Below are 12,906 nucleotides of genomic sequence, written 5' to 3'. Positions count from 1 at the left end.
GGATTAGTTTGATCATAATTGCTCAAGGAAGCGTTAGAATCTCGTGTCCATCTTCAGTGACAGCGATCGTATGTTCAAACTGTGCAGAGAGTTTCTTATCTTTCGTGATCACAGTCCAGCGATCGCTTAAAAACTTCAGGTCATACGTGCCTTCATTCAGCATTGGCTCGATCGTAAATACCATTCCCGGACGCAATTTCACACCCGTTCCCCGTTTACCAAAGTGCGGGATTTGCGGCTCTGTGTGAAAGACTCGTCCGACTCCATGCCCAACCATGTCGCGCACCACAGAGAATCCATTGGACTCTGCATATTCTTGAATCGCTGCACCAATATCACCGACTCTTGCACCCGGTTTCACTTCAGCAATTCCGCGCATCATCGCTTCTTTGGTGACTTCGACTAACTTTCGAGCCGCTTCGGATGGATTACCGACGAGAAACATCCGAGAGGTATCCCCGTGATAACCTTCGAGAATGGGAGTGACATCAATATTGAGAATGTCGCCGTCTTTAAGAATCTGTTTGGGGCTAGGAATGCCATGACAAACAACTTCATTAATGCTGGTACAAATTGAACCGGGATACGGTGGATGATTTGGAGGAGCATATCCTAATGTTGCGCTGATTGCTCCGTGGGCTTTCATCCAGCGATCGGCTTCGTCATTCAATTCTTGAGTACTGATTCCCGGTTTGACCAACGGTTCGAGGTAGTCTAATAACTGTGCGGCAAGCTTTCCAACGGTTCGCATTTTGTCGAGTTCTCGTGCAGAGAGCAGAACAATTCCGCGATGTTGATTAGCTGGTTTGGAGACGGATAACAGATTTTGCAGATTCATAACATTTCTTGCTGGCACAGCATAGCCTAGCATAACACACGCTATGTTAAGCTATGACAAACTTCAACGATCGAACTTCACCTATGGGCGGCAAAACAGATTTAGAGCGCGTCGTAGCTTACGTACCTCCGGAATGGAAAAAAGAACTCGAAGCCTGGGCAGAAATAGATGAACGATCGGTGTCTTGGTTGGTGGCGAAACTGATTGAGAAAGCCTTACAAGAGCGGCAGAAGCAATCGACTGCTAACCCTTCAGAGTCGCTGCCCCAAAAGTTGCATTAAATCGCCGACACCAAATTGCAGCCGATTTATAGTCATTCAAATTGACATCGGCTGGAATTTCGTAGGTTTGTGCGCCGTTAAATTGCTTGAATTGAGTGTAAATACCATTTGCCATTTTGATTAATAATCTGAACGCCACCTTTCGTGGAATGTTCGCCAGCGACAAAGCTTCCGGTCGCAATCACATCTGAACTGGAAGCTACGATCGGGCTTGCGGTTGTTGAGTTGGACTGAGAAGGAGTGCTAGAACATCCAAACATCAAGAGGGCTAACACACCAGAAATGGCATAGAGTTGTTTCATGATTTAGAAGATGTTTGAGAAGTGTAAAAAGCGGCTTTGCTTCGCTGGGAGTCCGCCCGGAAATGAATCTCCGGGCTAATGGAGGAAACCCCGCTGAAGCGGGCTAAGAGCGTAATACGGAGTTCTTAGCCCAGTTTAGTGGGCTTCCCCCGATTAGCCCGGAGATTCATTTCCGGGCGGGTGAATGCGGTGAACGATTGCTTTTCAAACACCCTCTTATGCTCCTATGTTCGATCGAACAGTAGATGCTTCTATTTAATAAGAACGAATATCGGAAATGGCGCTGGAATATAAAGATGAAGAAACATTCGAGTGGGTTACGATGCTGAAGATTTTGAATCGACCAGTCGCGATCGCAATTCTCAGCGCTTTATTCATGGCGTTTGCCACTGCACCCATTAGTTTTTGGTGGCTGGCTTGGTTTGCATTGGCTCCATTGTGGGTGATTACGGTTAGAACTAAATCGTCGAAAACTGCAATCTTCTGGGGCATTGTTTATCACGGATTTGCACTGCGCTGGATTACTGGGCTACATCCGTTGATGTGGTTGGGAGTGTCTTGGATTGCAAGTGTGTCGATCGTGGCGTTTGCTTGGAGCTTTATTACGCTCTTGGGTGCGTTCTATACCTGGATTTGGGCGTGGGGATTGGTGAAGCTTCCGAACAATGCGATCGTGCGAGTGATTGTGGGAACGGCGCTATGGTCTGGGCTGGAATTAGTGCGGCAGTGGGGTGCATTGGACTGGACAACGCTGGCTTATACGCAAAGTCCGAGTAATTTGATCATTCTGCATCTGGGGCGGATTTCTGGAACGTTGACCGTGACTGCTGCGATCGTCGCTGTGAATGGGTTGATTGCAGAAGCTTGGATGGCTCGGAGTAAGCGATTGATTGGAAGCGCGATCGCAACTTTCATCATTCTGCATTTGATTGGATTTGGACTGTATCAAACTGCGATCGTGCAAGCTCCTGAAGCGAAATTAACCGCAGGAATTATTCAAGGGAATGTTCCAACGCGGCAGAAGTTATTTTCGGAAGGATTGCGGCAGGCGTTTAACGGATATTCTTCAGGATATCGATCGCTGGCAAATCAAGGAGTCGATTTTGTGGTCACTCCGGAGGGTGCATTACCTGTTTTGTGGCAGGGCGAGAATTTACGAAATTTGGTCACTCAGGCGATACAAGAGAAGCAAGTCCTTGCATTAATTGGAACTTTTGTACCGGAAGGAACGCGATACACTCAGAGCTTAATTGCAGTTGCACCGGATGGAAATACGATCGCTCGGTACAACAAAATTAAATTAGTTCCACTGGGTGAATATTTGCCGTTTGAGAAGATTCTTGGCGGTTTGATTGGGCGTTTATCCCCGATCGAGTCTCTTATGGTTCCGGGCAAGTTCAATCAACAATTTGAAACTCCACTTGGAAGAATTGCGATCGGGATTTGTTTCGATTCTGCATTCTCAGAAGTGTTTCGGCAACAAGTCGCGAACAATGCACAGTTTTTAATTACTGCCTCAAATTTAGATCCTTACAGTACGGTTTTGATGGCGCAACATGAGGCACACGATATTATTAGATCGATGGAAACCGATCGTTGGGCAGTTCGAGTGACGAATACCGGATATTCAGGAATTGTTGACCCACATGGTCGAGTGAAATGGCGATCGCTAAATAATCAATATCAAATTCATGCTGATACAATCTATCGCCAACAAACCCAAACTTTATATGTGAAATGGGGCGATTGGCTTACCCCGACTTTATTAGGAATGAGCGCCATTTTGCTGTTCTTCGTAAGTCGCAACCAGCGATAGATCTTGAGGATGAGTACTCGGTTTTAATTCGATCAAATCTTGAATATTATTGAGCATTGTTTCGCAAATTGCATCGAGCGGTAAATCGTTCGGATCACGTCCAAAAGGATTCTCGATTTCGATCCCGATCGCTTCAATTCCAAACAAGGTAAAACTAATCAAAACAACGACTGGAGCAGTCCACCATCCGAGATTTCCGACCATTTGAAACGGGAGAGAAAGACAATATAGAAGTAATAACTGCTTGAGATGAATTGCATAAGCGATCGGCATTGGAGTTTTCAAAATTCGCTCACATGCGCCAAGACAATCAACTAAACCATTTAATAGATTCTGCATCTCGGTAAGCTGGTGAATTCTAATGCGATCGCGTTGATATTGATACTGCAAATAATCACCGATCCAGAATGCTACTCTTAAAGGCGGATTTTGAACTCCCTTTAATCGAACAAAGTGCTCTGGTAGGATTAACTTTTCAATTCCAGCTTCTAATTGCTCTCCTCGCAAATGAGCTTTCATTGCCACAGAAAACGCAACTAATAAATGCAATGCTTCGACTTTATCGGCTCGATCTTGCTCGGTTCTTTCCGAAACTGCCACCCAAATTTGTCGAGCTAAATTGCGCGTATCGTTGACTAATTTTCCCCAAGCTTTCCGACCTTCCCAAAAGCGATCGTATGCCGTATTCGTCCGAAACACAAGCAGCAAACCCAAAACAATGTTTGGAATTAAACTTGCTAATGCGGGCATCGAAACCGGAAAGCCTTCGACAAAAAAGACGGTAATCAGCAAACCGAACGCACCGCAAAAAATCGATCGCGGTAAAACCTTCGGCACAACTGAGCCTTTAACTTGTAGTGCAATTTGCAGCCAGCGTTTCTTCTCAAAACTCATGGAACACGATCGTCTCACAACCGCTTCATGATATTGCACTCATTGACAAATGTTAAGAATCTTGTGGTTTGTTCTCTATAGAAACTCGTAACGCGATTGCAACATAATAGGATCAAATGATTCGTGAGGTACGTTATGCCCGTCAAGAAAGGCGCAATGGTTCGTGTAATCCGCGAAAAACTCGAAAACAGCTTAGAAGCCAAAGCCAGTGATCCTCGCTTCCCCAGCTATATTTTTGAATCTGAAGGCGAAGTCGTGGATATCAGAGGCGATTACGCTTTCGTTAAATTCGGCAAAGTTCCCACTCCGAATATCTGGCTGAGACAAGATCAACTCGAATCTTTTAAGTAATCAGTAGATTGTGCTTTGTGCCGTGGCGATTTCAATCGCCGGGTTTAAAGCAAAACTTTGAAGAATCTCAACTAAGCCGTCAGTCGATCGAGCCAAGCGCGTTAGACTGAAACGATCGCACTGGCGGCAAAGTTATGAATTCTCCGACTTGTACTCAGTTTCGTGTCTCAATCATCGGAGCCGGAAATGTCGGGAGTGCATTAGCCCAAAGAGTTGCAGAAAAGAATTTAGCAGATGTTGTTCTGCTCGATGTTGCTCAAGGTCGTCCTCAAGGATTAGCGCTCGATCTGATGGAAGCGCGGGGAGTTGAACGGCACGATCGACAAATTATTGGTACGAACGATTACAGCGAAACAGCCGGATCAGATGTGATTGTGATTACCGCAGGCATTCCCCGCAAACCCGGAATGAGCCGGGATGATCTGCTTAGAATCAATGCCAAAATTGTGCGGGAAACGGTGAAAAGCGCGATCGCTCATTCGCCCCAAGCAGTCCTGATTGTGATTACAAATCCGCTGGATGTGATGACTCATCTCGCTTGGCAAGTCAGCGAACTTCCCCCGAATCGAGTGATGGGAATGGCAGGAGTACTCGACTCTGCTCGATTTCAGACTTTCATTGCAATGGAATTAAACTTGTCGATCGCAGATATTAATGCGACCGTTTTAGGGGGACATGGCGATTTGATGGTTCCTTTGCCCCGATATTCCACCGTCAACGGTATTCCAATCACTGAATTGTTATCTGAAACTGCGATCGAGCGATTGATCGAACGAACTCGTAACGGAGGCGCAGAGATTGTTGAACTGATGCAAACTGGAAGTGCCTTCTATGCACCCGCATCATCGGCTTGTTTGATGATTGAAGCAATTTTGCATAGTAAATCTCGATTGATGTCGATCGCGGCTTATCTCAAAGGCGAATACGGCTTGAATGATGTCTTCATCGGTGTGCCCTGTCGCTTGGGATGTCGGGGAATTGAGGCTGTTTTGGAACTCGACCTAACAGAAACAGAGCGGACTGCGCTTCATGCTTCAGCAAAATCTGTGAGGGAAAATGTTGAGCGTGCAAATCAACTTTTAGCGGCTACAGTATAAGCAAATCTTAAAACTCCCCCGTAGAAAGAGATAGTCTGCTTAAAATGCAGGCAAACTGTCTGCATAGAGTTTTGTATCTGTGTTGCCAAGGAACTGACCATGATTCGACGCTGGCTGGGTGGATTAGTGGGTTTGATGTGTCTTGCACCTGTTGGGTATACCGTTTCGATCGTGGCGGCGACTCCAGAAGAAATGATCCGTCGCCCGTTCACCTGTCCCGGTCAAACCAAAGGTGAAGCCAAAGAGTTTCAGGTGTTGACTGTGCGAAAGTGGGCAGAGGGCATGGTCGCACTCTACCGGGGGAATTGTTTAGACGATCGCTCGATCGCTCAAGCCAAAAATCCGAAAGTACAACCAATGCTGAGTTACCGAGTCGTGAAGCGGAACGGCATGGAATGGAACTTACTCGGATCAGGTAGCTATTTCACAAAGCAAACGAAGACCTCAGAAAAGTCGAAGAAACTGATCGAGTACGGAGTCGGTCGATCGAATGTCAAAGACAAGCGGCAGTACACCGTCTTTTATGGTGAAGTCTTAGAATCATCCGTGGCAGCCGTTGAAGTGACTTTTAACAATGGGAAAGTGTTGCGCGATCGAGGAGTCGATGGAATGCTCTTGCTGGTCGCTCCTGGTGCGACTGGAATCTGCGATGTCAGAGCATTAGGGGTAGATAATCAGATTTTGCAGCGGGATGAACTGATTCCGATTAACACGGCAGCAGTAAATAATACCTGTCAGCCGATTTCGGGGCAATTGTAAGCATTCAGTTTTTTCTATCGATAAGATTTGATTGATAAGTATAACCGTCTAATAAAAATGGGCTGCCCTGAAATTAGAACAACCCACTCCTTAGAATGCGGAACCCGGGACTTGAACCCGGAAGTCCTTGCGAACACTAGAACCTGAATCTAGCGCGTCTACCAATTCCGCCAGTCCCGCTTGTTGCGAACGTCTAAGCGCCGCGATCTCTGATTGTGACGTACCGAGTTGAGAATGTCAATCTTTTTGTTGATGTTGTTTCTGCGGTTGACCCCTTGTACCGGATTGCTGTTTACTTCAATGCTGGACAATTGCCAACTTTCCGGTAGAATCTAAACCAAATTTGAAGTAATTGTAAACATGCCGACTCAGGAGGACAGACCCATTACTCTCGCTCCCAGCTTGTCAAATTCTCAATCTTCACCCGAAGATCGCCACCCTGTCCTTCATATTTGGGGAAAGCAACCCCTAAGTGGGCATGTCACAATTAGTGGCGCAAAAAACTCCGCACTCGTACTGATGGCGGGTTCTCTTTTATGCTCAGGGACTTGTCGCTTACGTAATGTTCCTTCGCTGCTCGATATCACCCGGATTGGTGAAATTCTCTCGGCGTTGGGAGTCAAAGTTTCTCATAGCCAAGGCATTCTCGATTTGGATGCGTCAGAGATTACGCAGTCGAAAGCGCCTTACGATCTGGTGAGCCAGTTAAGAGCCAGTTTCTTTGTCGCAGGTCCATTACTAGCGCGGCTTGGAGTCGCTCAGGTTCCATTGCCCGGTGGATGCTCGATCGGCGATCGACCTGTGGATTTGCACGTCAAAGGTCTGCAAGCGCTCGGTGCTGAAGTCATCATCGAACATGGAGTAGTAAATGCTCATGTTCGCGGCAATCGGAAACGGTTGACTGGAGCTAGAATTTATCTCGATTTTCCTAGCGTTGGAGCGACGGAAAACATCATGATGGCGGCAACCCTGGCAGAAGGGGAAACGATCATCGAAAACGCAGCCCAAGAACCGGAAGTGGTCGATTTAGCAAACTTCTGTCGAGCAATGGGCGCACAGATTCGCGGTGCAGGAACCAATCGGATTGTGATCAATGGCGTTCCGAAGCTGCATGAAGTCGATTATTCGGTCGTACCCGATCGCATTGAGGCAGGAACGTTTCTGTTAGCAGGGGCGATTACGCGATCGGAGATTAGCCTATCTCCGGTTGTGCCGGATCATCTGAGTGCTGCGATCGCGAAGTTGCACGAAATTGGCGTGAAAGTTGCGATCGATGCTCCCGATACGGTTCGAGTTCTGCCTGCTGGATCATTCCGGGGAACTGACATCGAAACTTTGCCATTTCCAGGATTTCCAACCGATTTGCAAGCGCCGTTTATGTCGCTGTTGACCTTGGCGGAAGGCGATAGTGTGATTACAGAAACGCTGTTTGAGAATCGTCTTCAGCACGTGGCAGAACTGAATCGGATGGGCGCAGATATTCGCTTGAAGGGCAATATCGCGATCGTTCGGGGTGTCCCACAGTTGTCGGGTGCGCCTGTTCAGGGAACGGATTTACGCGCATCGGCAGCGCTCGTGATTGCGGGCTTGGCAGCGAACGGGATGACCACAGTTCGGGGATTGAATCATCTCGATCGAGGGTATGACAACATTGAAGCGAAGCTGCGCGGATTGGGTGCGAAGATTGAACGCGCTCATGAGGTTGTAACTCCAACGGCTCCGATTGAATCGAAAGTGGTTGGGTAGATTCGTATTAGGAAGAACTCGCTGGCGATCGCTGGCGAGTTTTTTCGTAGACTGAATAACAATAATTGTCATTCGCTGTTAATAAAATGAGAATAGCAAGCAACAGGAGAGCAAATATGAATGTGTCTTTAACCCCAGAACTAGAGCAATATGTTCAGGAGAAAGTAGCAAGCGGTCTCTATTACTCTGCGAGTGAAGTGATTCGTGAAGGGTTGCGGCTTTTAAAAGAGCGGGAGCAGCTTCAACAGATTCGATTACAGGAATTACGTCAAGAGATTCAGGCAGGATTAGACAGCGGAGAAGCGACACCACTTGATATGCAGGCAGTCAAAGCAAAAGCGCGGCAGCGTCGCCAACAGAGGCAAGCGGAATAATGGCGATTGTGGTAAAGCGTCCGCTTGCTGAGCAAGATCTTCTAGAGATTTGGAATTACATTGCAGAAGATAGCCCAGATCGAGCCGATGAGTTTCTCGATCAAGTTGAGGCAAAGCTTGAAGCTTTGGCACGTTATCCAGGCATGGGAAGAAAGCGCGAGGAAATCATGCCTGAATTGCAAAGCTTTCCAGTCGGTAACGATGTCATTTTCTATCGAGCGATCGACGGTGGAATCGAAGTGATTCGGGTGCTTCGTGGATCAAGAGATGTTGAGTCAATCCTTGGACAAGATTAATCTTCTTCCACTCGATAGCCAAATTCCGCTAGTCTGACTCGCGATTGTCTCCATTTCGGCATCACTTTCACGAACAATTCTAGATAGACTTGACCTTCGATCAGTTTTTGGATCTGTTCACGAGCAGCAGTGCCGATCGATTTAATCATTCCGCCACCTTTACCGAGTAGAATCGCTTTCTGTGAAGGTCGCTCGACGTTAATGGCAGCAAATACTCGTGTTAGTTTCGGTTCTTCAACGACTTTTTCAATCTCGATCGCGACCGAATGCGGCACTTCTTCGCGAGTGAGTAACAGGATTTGCTCTCGAATCAATTCGCCCATGATGAATCGTTCTGGCTGATCCGTGACGAGATCAGGCGGATAGTAATAGGGACCTGGTTCTAGATTTTCGATAATCGATCGCTGTAATTCTTCCATGCCATCGCCTTGAAGCGCAGAGAATTTCGCGATCGTCCATCCGCGTTCTGTGGCTAATTCTCGATAGCGATCGTCAAATTGTGCTTCAGTCTGTTGATCGGCTTTGTTCAATCCTAGAATTACGGGTGTTTGAGTTTCGGTGAGCAGATCTGCAATATATCGATCGCCTCCACCTAGCTCAGTTGAACAATCGACCACGAAGAGAACGACATCGACCGAATTGATAGAACCTTGAGCATTTTTAACTAAGACTTTTCCTAGTTGATGATGCGGTTTGTGGATGCCGGGAGTATCGACGAAAATGATTTGCGCGTCTGAAGTCGTGAGGATGCCGCGTAATCGATTGCGCGTGGTTTGAGCGACTGGAGAAGTAATGGCGATCTTTTGACCCACCAGGAAATTCATGATCGTGGATTTGCCAACATTCGGGCGACCGATAATGCCGACAAAGCCCGATCGAAAATCATCGGGTGCAGTGGGGATCGGGGTATAAATGTCTGTTTCTTCTGACATTCCTAAATCTATTTTGTAATCCTAAATGCTATTTGGCGAAACGTGATACACCACACAACTTATTCAGTGTAGGGGATTATGGGTGAAGTCAAACGAATTGGAATTTTAACCAGTGTAGCTCTGATTGCAGAAGGTTCGATCGAATGATGGGATGGCACGATCGACAAGTGATTGATGTACCAATTCCGGTGCGATTCAGCGCTATTGTGTGGTTGATCCAGAAAGTACACTGGTAAAAACTGCTCATGGATTGGGAATCTACTCAGGAGATTGAATGACGGTTATTTTGACGAATGATGATGGCATTGATGCACCGGGAATTCGGGCATTGTTGCAGGCAGTGAATGGAACCGGAATTTTGGTTGCGCCAAGTGATCATTATTCCGGTTGCGGTCATCAAGTCACGACGATGCAACCAATTCGAGTCGAGAAACGCAACGATCGAGAATATGCGATCGGCGGAACTCCAGCAGATTGTAGTCGGATTGCGCTGAACTATCTTTTTCCTGATACTAAACTTGTACTATCAGGCATTAACGCAGGTGGAAATATGGGCGTTGATGTTTATATTTCTGGAACGGTTGCAGCGATTCGAGAAGCAGCATTTCATCGGGTTCCAGGGATTGCAATTTCACAGTATAAAAAAGGTCGAATTCCAGTCGATTGGAATCGATCGACGAAGTTAGCCGCGAAAGTATTGAAAGAATTAATCGATCGACCATTAGAAGTAGGACATTACTGGAATGTGAATCTTCCGTATGTTGAACCGGATGCGCCTGATCCGGAGATGATTTTTTGTGAGCCTTGTACGCAACCGTTACCGAGTGATTTTCGCATTGAAGGGAATGAATTTTATTATTGCGGGAACTATGGCGCGAGAAAACGCGATCGAGGTTCTGATGTAGATGTTTGTTTATCCGGTCAGATTGCGATTACGCAGTTGAAAATTTGACGCTGCGCCTGGGATAAATGAAACCCCAAACGCAGCACAGTATCAAATATCCTCTAAGAACGGCTAACCGTTAAAGTCGATCGACGAGGACGCAACGATCGACCAAAACTGCCTGCAATAAACGCAAACGATCGGAACAAATCATCGATCGAATCCCGCCGCTGAGCATACCACTCTTGCACATCGGAGTAGATCACCAAATTGAGCGCATCTTTCTGAGCACGAGACAAATCAACGAATTGAATTAACGCGATCGAGCGACCTTCTTGTTCCGAAACCACCCGAACGACATGAGCACGTACAGAAGCTCGCGCATCCGAATCTCCAACTAGATCAAGCTCAATCTCATCCGAAAGAGTCACCTCTTGATCGAGCAAAAGTCGAGCACCTGAATCGCTAACATCCAGCGTCACGCCTTGAATCGATCGACCAAAACAATGCACTGTTGCTCTCAGATTTCGAGCTAGTCGATGAGCAAACCGCCGCTGAGGTTGTTCAAATCCGACTAACAATGCAGCACTAATCAGCGTGAAATTAAACACACTCCAGAATAAGTTCACCAACACCGCTTCCGTTTTCTCAGGACTGAACACTAGCCAGAAGGGAACAGCAACGATCGAGGCTGCCACAAAGATGCCAATGATTAACAGAACCAAGGTCGATCGCCAATCGAAGGTTCGTCGATCGACAATTAAACCTTTGCTCGTGACATTGAACTTCCCAAGCTTCGGACTAATCAAAGCTAAGAGCGTGACGATCGCAGTATGGAATGACATGGCAAACTCGTACACCTCATTCCAGAACGAGAACCGGACGTGCTTGTAAGCGATATAGTTCGCAAATGCTGCTAACAAAAAGTGAGGGAGCGCATACGCTAAGGTTTCAAGTCCCAAACCTCGAACTGGATTGAGTCCAAAGATCAAGAACAAGACTGGAGCGAGTGCATACATCAATCTTGGGAAGCCGAAGAAGAAATGAGAGGTTGCACTGAAGTAACAAATTCGCTGTGGAATTGTCAGATCTAAACCAGGATTGAACAATGGATTTTCGCGCCGCAAAATTTGAGCCATTCCACGCGCCCAGCGAGTTTGTTGTCCTACATAAGCTGAGAACTTTTCTGGAGCGAGTCCCGCCACCATGATTTTGTCATAGTAAACGGTTTCATAACCGCTCGAATGCAGGCGTAGAGAGGTATGACAGTCTTCGGTAACTGTTTCGGTTGCAATCCCACCAATATCTAAAAGATGCGATCGACGAACGACTGCTGCTGATCCACAGAAGAAAGCTGCGTTCCAAAAGTCATTGCCTTTCTGCAACACTTTATAGAACAGTTCATTTCCGACTGGGACTTTGCCTGCTGTGACTAAGTTTCGCTCAAATGGATCGGGATTGTAGAACCAGTGCGGTGTTTGAACTAGAGCTACTTTCGGTTTGAGGAAAAAGCCAACCGTTTCCATTAAAAAGCTTTTCGCTGGAATGTGATCAGCATCCAGAATCAGGATCAAGTCGCCTGTAGTACGAGTCAAAGCTGCATTAATATTGCCTGCTTTAGCGTGATCATTGTTCTCACGAGTTAGCAAACTACAACCAAGCTGAGCACACATTTGTTGGAGTTGTTCGCGGCGTTCTCGTAAGGCTTCTGAGGAACCATCATCGAGAATGTAGACCTTCTTTTTATCCTCCGGATAGTCGATCGCCATTGCCGCGATCGCTGTTTTTCGCACAATCTCGATATCCTCGCTATAGGTTGGGATATAGACATCAACACTAAACCAATCTGACGGTGGAATGTTCTCCATACTAATCGACTGACGTTCTTTCAGCTTGAGTGTCTGAAAGAAGGACAACACCAAAGTCATGATTGCGTATAGTTCAGCGAGGAACAGGAGAATACTCGCGGTTGCATCGAGCCATCCATTGTTCAAGTTCAGCGTATAGTTCACGCGGTAGAACAAATAGCGGAACGTGGTCATCAAACTGAGCCAGATCATGAACAGATGCAAGTATTCGCTTGTTCGTCCGGTGGCATGTTTTCGTTCCACGACTGAAATTGCCCAACCGATCGCAATCAGCGATACGGCGACAATTCCTTGCTGCCAAACGGTTAGCGGCGTAATAATCAGCGGTACAGAAAAGAACAGCAGCACCGTAATGATGAAAAATAGCTGCGTTCTACCGCTCCAGTTCAAAACACGATCGAAGAAATTTGGGATCAGATCAGCCAATACAGAGAGTAAGCGCTGACCTTTGGTGGGGGATTGGTTCATG

At 46.7% G+C, this 12,906-nt stretch carries 15 protein-coding genes and 1 tRNA gene; 9 read left to right on the top strand and 7 right to left on the bottom strand.

Features of this window, described 5'->3' with window-relative positions:
• Nucleotides 1-22: 22 nt before the first annotated feature.
• Nucleotides 23-838 carry a type I methionyl aminopeptidase gene (gene map / locus ACQ4M5_RS04660; RefSeq protein WP_430674440.1) on the bottom strand — a complete coding sequence of 272 codons (816 nt, stop codon included), beginning with the start codon at nucleotides 836-838 and terminating at the stop codon, nucleotides 23-25.
• A 53-nt stretch (nucleotides 839-891) separates the two neighbouring features.
• On the opposite strand from map, the gene ACQ4M5_RS04655 reads away from it, so the two are divergent.
• Nucleotides 892-1,119: a ribbon-helix-helix domain-containing protein gene (locus ACQ4M5_RS04655; RefSeq protein WP_430674439.1), complete on the top strand. Its 228-nt coding sequence runs from the start codon at nucleotides 892-894 to the stop codon at nucleotides 1,117-1,119.
• On the opposite strand, the gene ACQ4M5_RS04650 is transcribed toward ACQ4M5_RS04655, so the two are convergent.
• Together ACQ4M5_RS04650 and ACQ4M5_RS04645 are read right to left on the bottom strand one after the other, a co-directional pair.
• On the bottom strand, nucleotides 1,082-1,234 hold the full coding sequence (locus tag ACQ4M5_RS04650) for a DM13 domain-containing protein (protein ID WP_430674438.1): 153 nt from the start codon (nucleotides 1,232-1,234) through the stop codon (nucleotides 1,082-1,084). The two genes, ACQ4M5_RS04655 and ACQ4M5_RS04650, sit on opposite strands and share 38 nt — an antisense overlap.
• On the bottom strand, nucleotides 1,197-1,421 hold the full coding sequence (locus tag ACQ4M5_RS04645) for a hypothetical protein (protein ID WP_430674437.1): 225 nt from the start codon (nucleotides 1,419-1,421) through the stop codon (nucleotides 1,197-1,199). The genes ACQ4M5_RS04650 and ACQ4M5_RS04645 overlap by 38 nt, the downstream gene beginning before the upstream one ends.
• 277 nt (nucleotides 1,422-1,698) lie before the next feature.
• Here ACQ4M5_RS04645 and lnt point away from each other — a divergent pair, with 277 nt between their 5' ends.
• A complete protein-coding gene (gene lnt, locus ACQ4M5_RS04640) occupies nucleotides 1,699-3,237 on the top strand; it encodes an apolipoprotein N-acyltransferase (RefSeq protein WP_430674436.1) in 1,539 nt (512 codons plus the stop codon).
• Here the strand turns inward: lnt and ACQ4M5_RS04635 are convergent.
• The gene (locus ACQ4M5_RS04635) at nucleotides 3,187-4,131 is read right to left on the bottom strand and encodes a bestrophin family protein (protein ID WP_430674435.1); all 945 of its coding nucleotides are present in this window, start codon (nucleotides 4,129-4,131) and stop codon (nucleotides 3,187-3,189) included. The two genes, lnt and ACQ4M5_RS04635, sit on opposite strands and share 51 nt — an antisense overlap.
• A 135-nt stretch (nucleotides 4,132-4,266) precedes the next feature.
• On the opposite strand from ACQ4M5_RS04635, the gene ACQ4M5_RS04630 reads away from it, so the two are divergent.
• The 3 genes from ACQ4M5_RS04630 to ACQ4M5_RS04620 all read left to right on the top strand — a co-directional run bounded on the left by ACQ4M5_RS04630 (nucleotide 4,267) and on the right by ACQ4M5_RS04620 (nucleotide 6,338).
• Nucleotides 4,267-4,482: an NAD(P)H-quinone oxidoreductase subunit O gene (locus ACQ4M5_RS04630; RefSeq protein ID WP_430674433.1), complete on the top strand. Its 216-nt coding sequence runs from the start codon at nucleotides 4,267-4,269 to the stop codon at nucleotides 4,480-4,482.
• A 134-nt stretch (nucleotides 4,483-4,616) separates the two neighbouring features.
• Entirely contained in the window at nucleotides 4,617-5,579 is a 963-nt protein-coding gene (mdh, locus tag ACQ4M5_RS04625; RefSeq protein WP_430674432.1) for a malate dehydrogenase, read from the top strand.
• Between the two features lie 99 nt (nucleotides 5,580-5,678).
• Nucleotides 5,679-6,338, top strand: coding sequence for a hypothetical protein (locus ACQ4M5_RS04620; RefSeq protein WP_430674431.1), 660 nt, complete (start codon nucleotides 5,679-5,681; stop codon nucleotides 6,336-6,338).
• 96 nt (nucleotides 6,339-6,434) lie between these two features.
• On the opposite strand, the gene ACQ4M5_RS04615 is transcribed toward ACQ4M5_RS04620, so the two are convergent.
• Nucleotides 6,435-6,518: transfer RNA gene (locus tag ACQ4M5_RS04615), tRNA-Leu, on the bottom strand.
• Between the two features lie 180 nt (nucleotides 6,519-6,698).
• Between ACQ4M5_RS04615 and murA the strand changes: the two genes are divergently transcribed.
• The 3 genes from murA (at nucleotide 6,699) to ACQ4M5_RS04600 (ending at nucleotide 8,754) form a co-directional block, all read left to right on the top strand.
• Nucleotides 6,699-8,084: a UDP-N-acetylglucosamine 1-carboxyvinyltransferase gene (gene murA, locus ACQ4M5_RS04610; protein ID WP_430674430.1), complete on the top strand. Its 1,386-nt coding sequence runs from the start codon at nucleotides 6,699-6,701 to the stop codon at nucleotides 8,082-8,084.
• 116 nt (nucleotides 8,085-8,200) lie between these two features.
• The gene (locus ACQ4M5_RS04605) at nucleotides 8,201-8,458 is read left to right on the top strand and encodes a type II toxin-antitoxin system ParD family antitoxin (RefSeq protein WP_430674429.1); all 258 of its coding nucleotides are present in this window, start codon (nucleotides 8,201-8,203) and stop codon (nucleotides 8,456-8,458) included.
• A complete protein-coding gene (locus tag ACQ4M5_RS04600; protein ID WP_430674428.1) occupies nucleotides 8,458-8,754 on the top strand; it encodes a type II toxin-antitoxin system RelE/ParE family toxin in 297 nt (98 codons plus the stop codon). Before ACQ4M5_RS04605 ends, ACQ4M5_RS04600 begins: the two co-directional genes overlap by 1 nt.
• On the opposite strand, the gene era is transcribed toward ACQ4M5_RS04600, so the two are convergent.
• Nucleotides 8,751-9,686 carry a GTPase Era gene (gene era, locus ACQ4M5_RS04595; RefSeq protein WP_430674427.1) on the bottom strand — a complete coding sequence of 312 codons (936 nt, stop codon included), beginning with the start codon at nucleotides 9,684-9,686 and terminating at the stop codon, nucleotides 8,751-8,753. The two genes, ACQ4M5_RS04600 and era, sit on opposite strands and share 4 nt — an antisense overlap.
• A 274-nt stretch (nucleotides 9,687-9,960) precedes the next feature.
• Between era and surE the strand changes: the two genes are divergently transcribed.
• Nucleotides 9,961-10,638 carry a 5'/3'-nucleotidase SurE gene (gene surE, locus ACQ4M5_RS04590; protein ID WP_430674425.1) on the top strand — a complete coding sequence of 226 codons (678 nt, stop codon included), beginning with the start codon at nucleotides 9,961-9,963 and terminating at the stop codon, nucleotides 10,636-10,638.
• A 53-nt stretch (nucleotides 10,639-10,691) separates the two neighbouring features.
• Here surE and bcsA read toward each other — a convergent pair whose 3' ends face one another.
• Nucleotides 10,692-12,905, bottom strand: coding sequence for a UDP-forming cellulose synthase catalytic subunit (gene bcsA / locus ACQ4M5_RS04585; protein ID WP_430674424.1), 2,214 nt, complete (start codon nucleotides 12,903-12,905; stop codon nucleotides 10,692-10,694).
• Nucleotide 12,906: the final 1 nt, after the last annotated feature.

Origin of the sequence: Leptolyngbya sp. AN10 (assembly GCF_050565645.1) — a bacterium.
GTDB lineage: Bacteria > Cyanobacteriota > Cyanobacteriia > Leptolyngbyales > Leptolyngbyaceae > Leptolyngbya.
Note: the sequence above shows the minus strand (reverse complement) of the source record. Positions and strands in the feature narration are given on the sequence as shown.

What these genes read in the sequence shown, in the direction of transcription:
- map (WP_430674440.1), bottom strand. Translation starts at nt 838, where the DNA reads ATGAATCTGCAAAATCTGTTATCCGTCTCCAAACCAGCTAATCAACAT.
- ACQ4M5_RS04655 (WP_430674439.1), top strand. Translation starts at nt 892, where the DNA reads ATGACAAACTTCAACGATCGAACTTCACCTATGGGCGGCAAAACAGAT.
- ACQ4M5_RS04650 (WP_430674438.1), bottom strand. Translation starts at nt 1,234, where the DNA reads ATGGCAAATGGTATTTACACTCAATTCAAGCAATTTAACGGCGCACAA.
- ACQ4M5_RS04645 (WP_430674437.1), bottom strand. Translation starts at nt 1,421, where the DNA reads ATGAAACAACTCTATGCCATTTCTGGTGTGTTAGCCCTCTTGATGTTT.
- lnt (WP_430674436.1), top strand. Translation starts at nt 1,699, where the DNA reads ATGGCGCTGGAATATAAAGATGAAGAAACATTCGAGTGGGTTACGATG.
- ACQ4M5_RS04635 (WP_430674435.1), bottom strand. Translation starts at nt 4,131, where the DNA reads ATGAGTTTTGAGAAGAAACGCTGGCTGCAAATTGCACTACAAGTTAAA.
- ACQ4M5_RS04630 (WP_430674433.1), top strand. Translation starts at nt 4,267, where the DNA reads ATGCCCGTCAAGAAAGGCGCAATGGTTCGTGTAATCCGCGAAAAACTC.
- mdh (WP_430674432.1), top strand. Translation starts at nt 4,617, where the DNA reads ATGAATTCTCCGACTTGTACTCAGTTTCGTGTCTCAATCATCGGAGCC.
- ACQ4M5_RS04620 (WP_430674431.1), top strand. Translation starts at nt 5,679, where the DNA reads ATGATTCGACGCTGGCTGGGTGGATTAGTGGGTTTGATGTGTCTTGCA.
- murA (WP_430674430.1), top strand. Translation starts at nt 6,699, where the DNA reads ATGCCGACTCAGGAGGACAGACCCATTACTCTCGCTCCCAGCTTGTCA.
- ACQ4M5_RS04605 (WP_430674429.1), top strand. Translation starts at nt 8,201, where the DNA reads ATGAATGTGTCTTTAACCCCAGAACTAGAGCAATATGTTCAGGAGAAA.
- ACQ4M5_RS04600 (WP_430674428.1), top strand. Translation starts at nt 8,458, where the DNA reads ATGGCGATTGTGGTAAAGCGTCCGCTTGCTGAGCAAGATCTTCTAGAG.
- era (WP_430674427.1), bottom strand. Translation starts at nt 9,686, where the DNA reads ATGTCAGAAGAAACAGACATTTATACCCCGATCCCCACTGCACCCGAT.
- surE (WP_430674425.1), top strand. Translation starts at nt 9,961, where the DNA reads ATGACGGTTATTTTGACGAATGATGATGGCATTGATGCACCGGGAATT.
- bcsA (WP_430674424.1), bottom strand. Translation starts at nt 12,905, where the DNA reads ATGAACCAATCCCCCACCAAAGGTCAGCGCTTACTCTCTGTATTGGCT.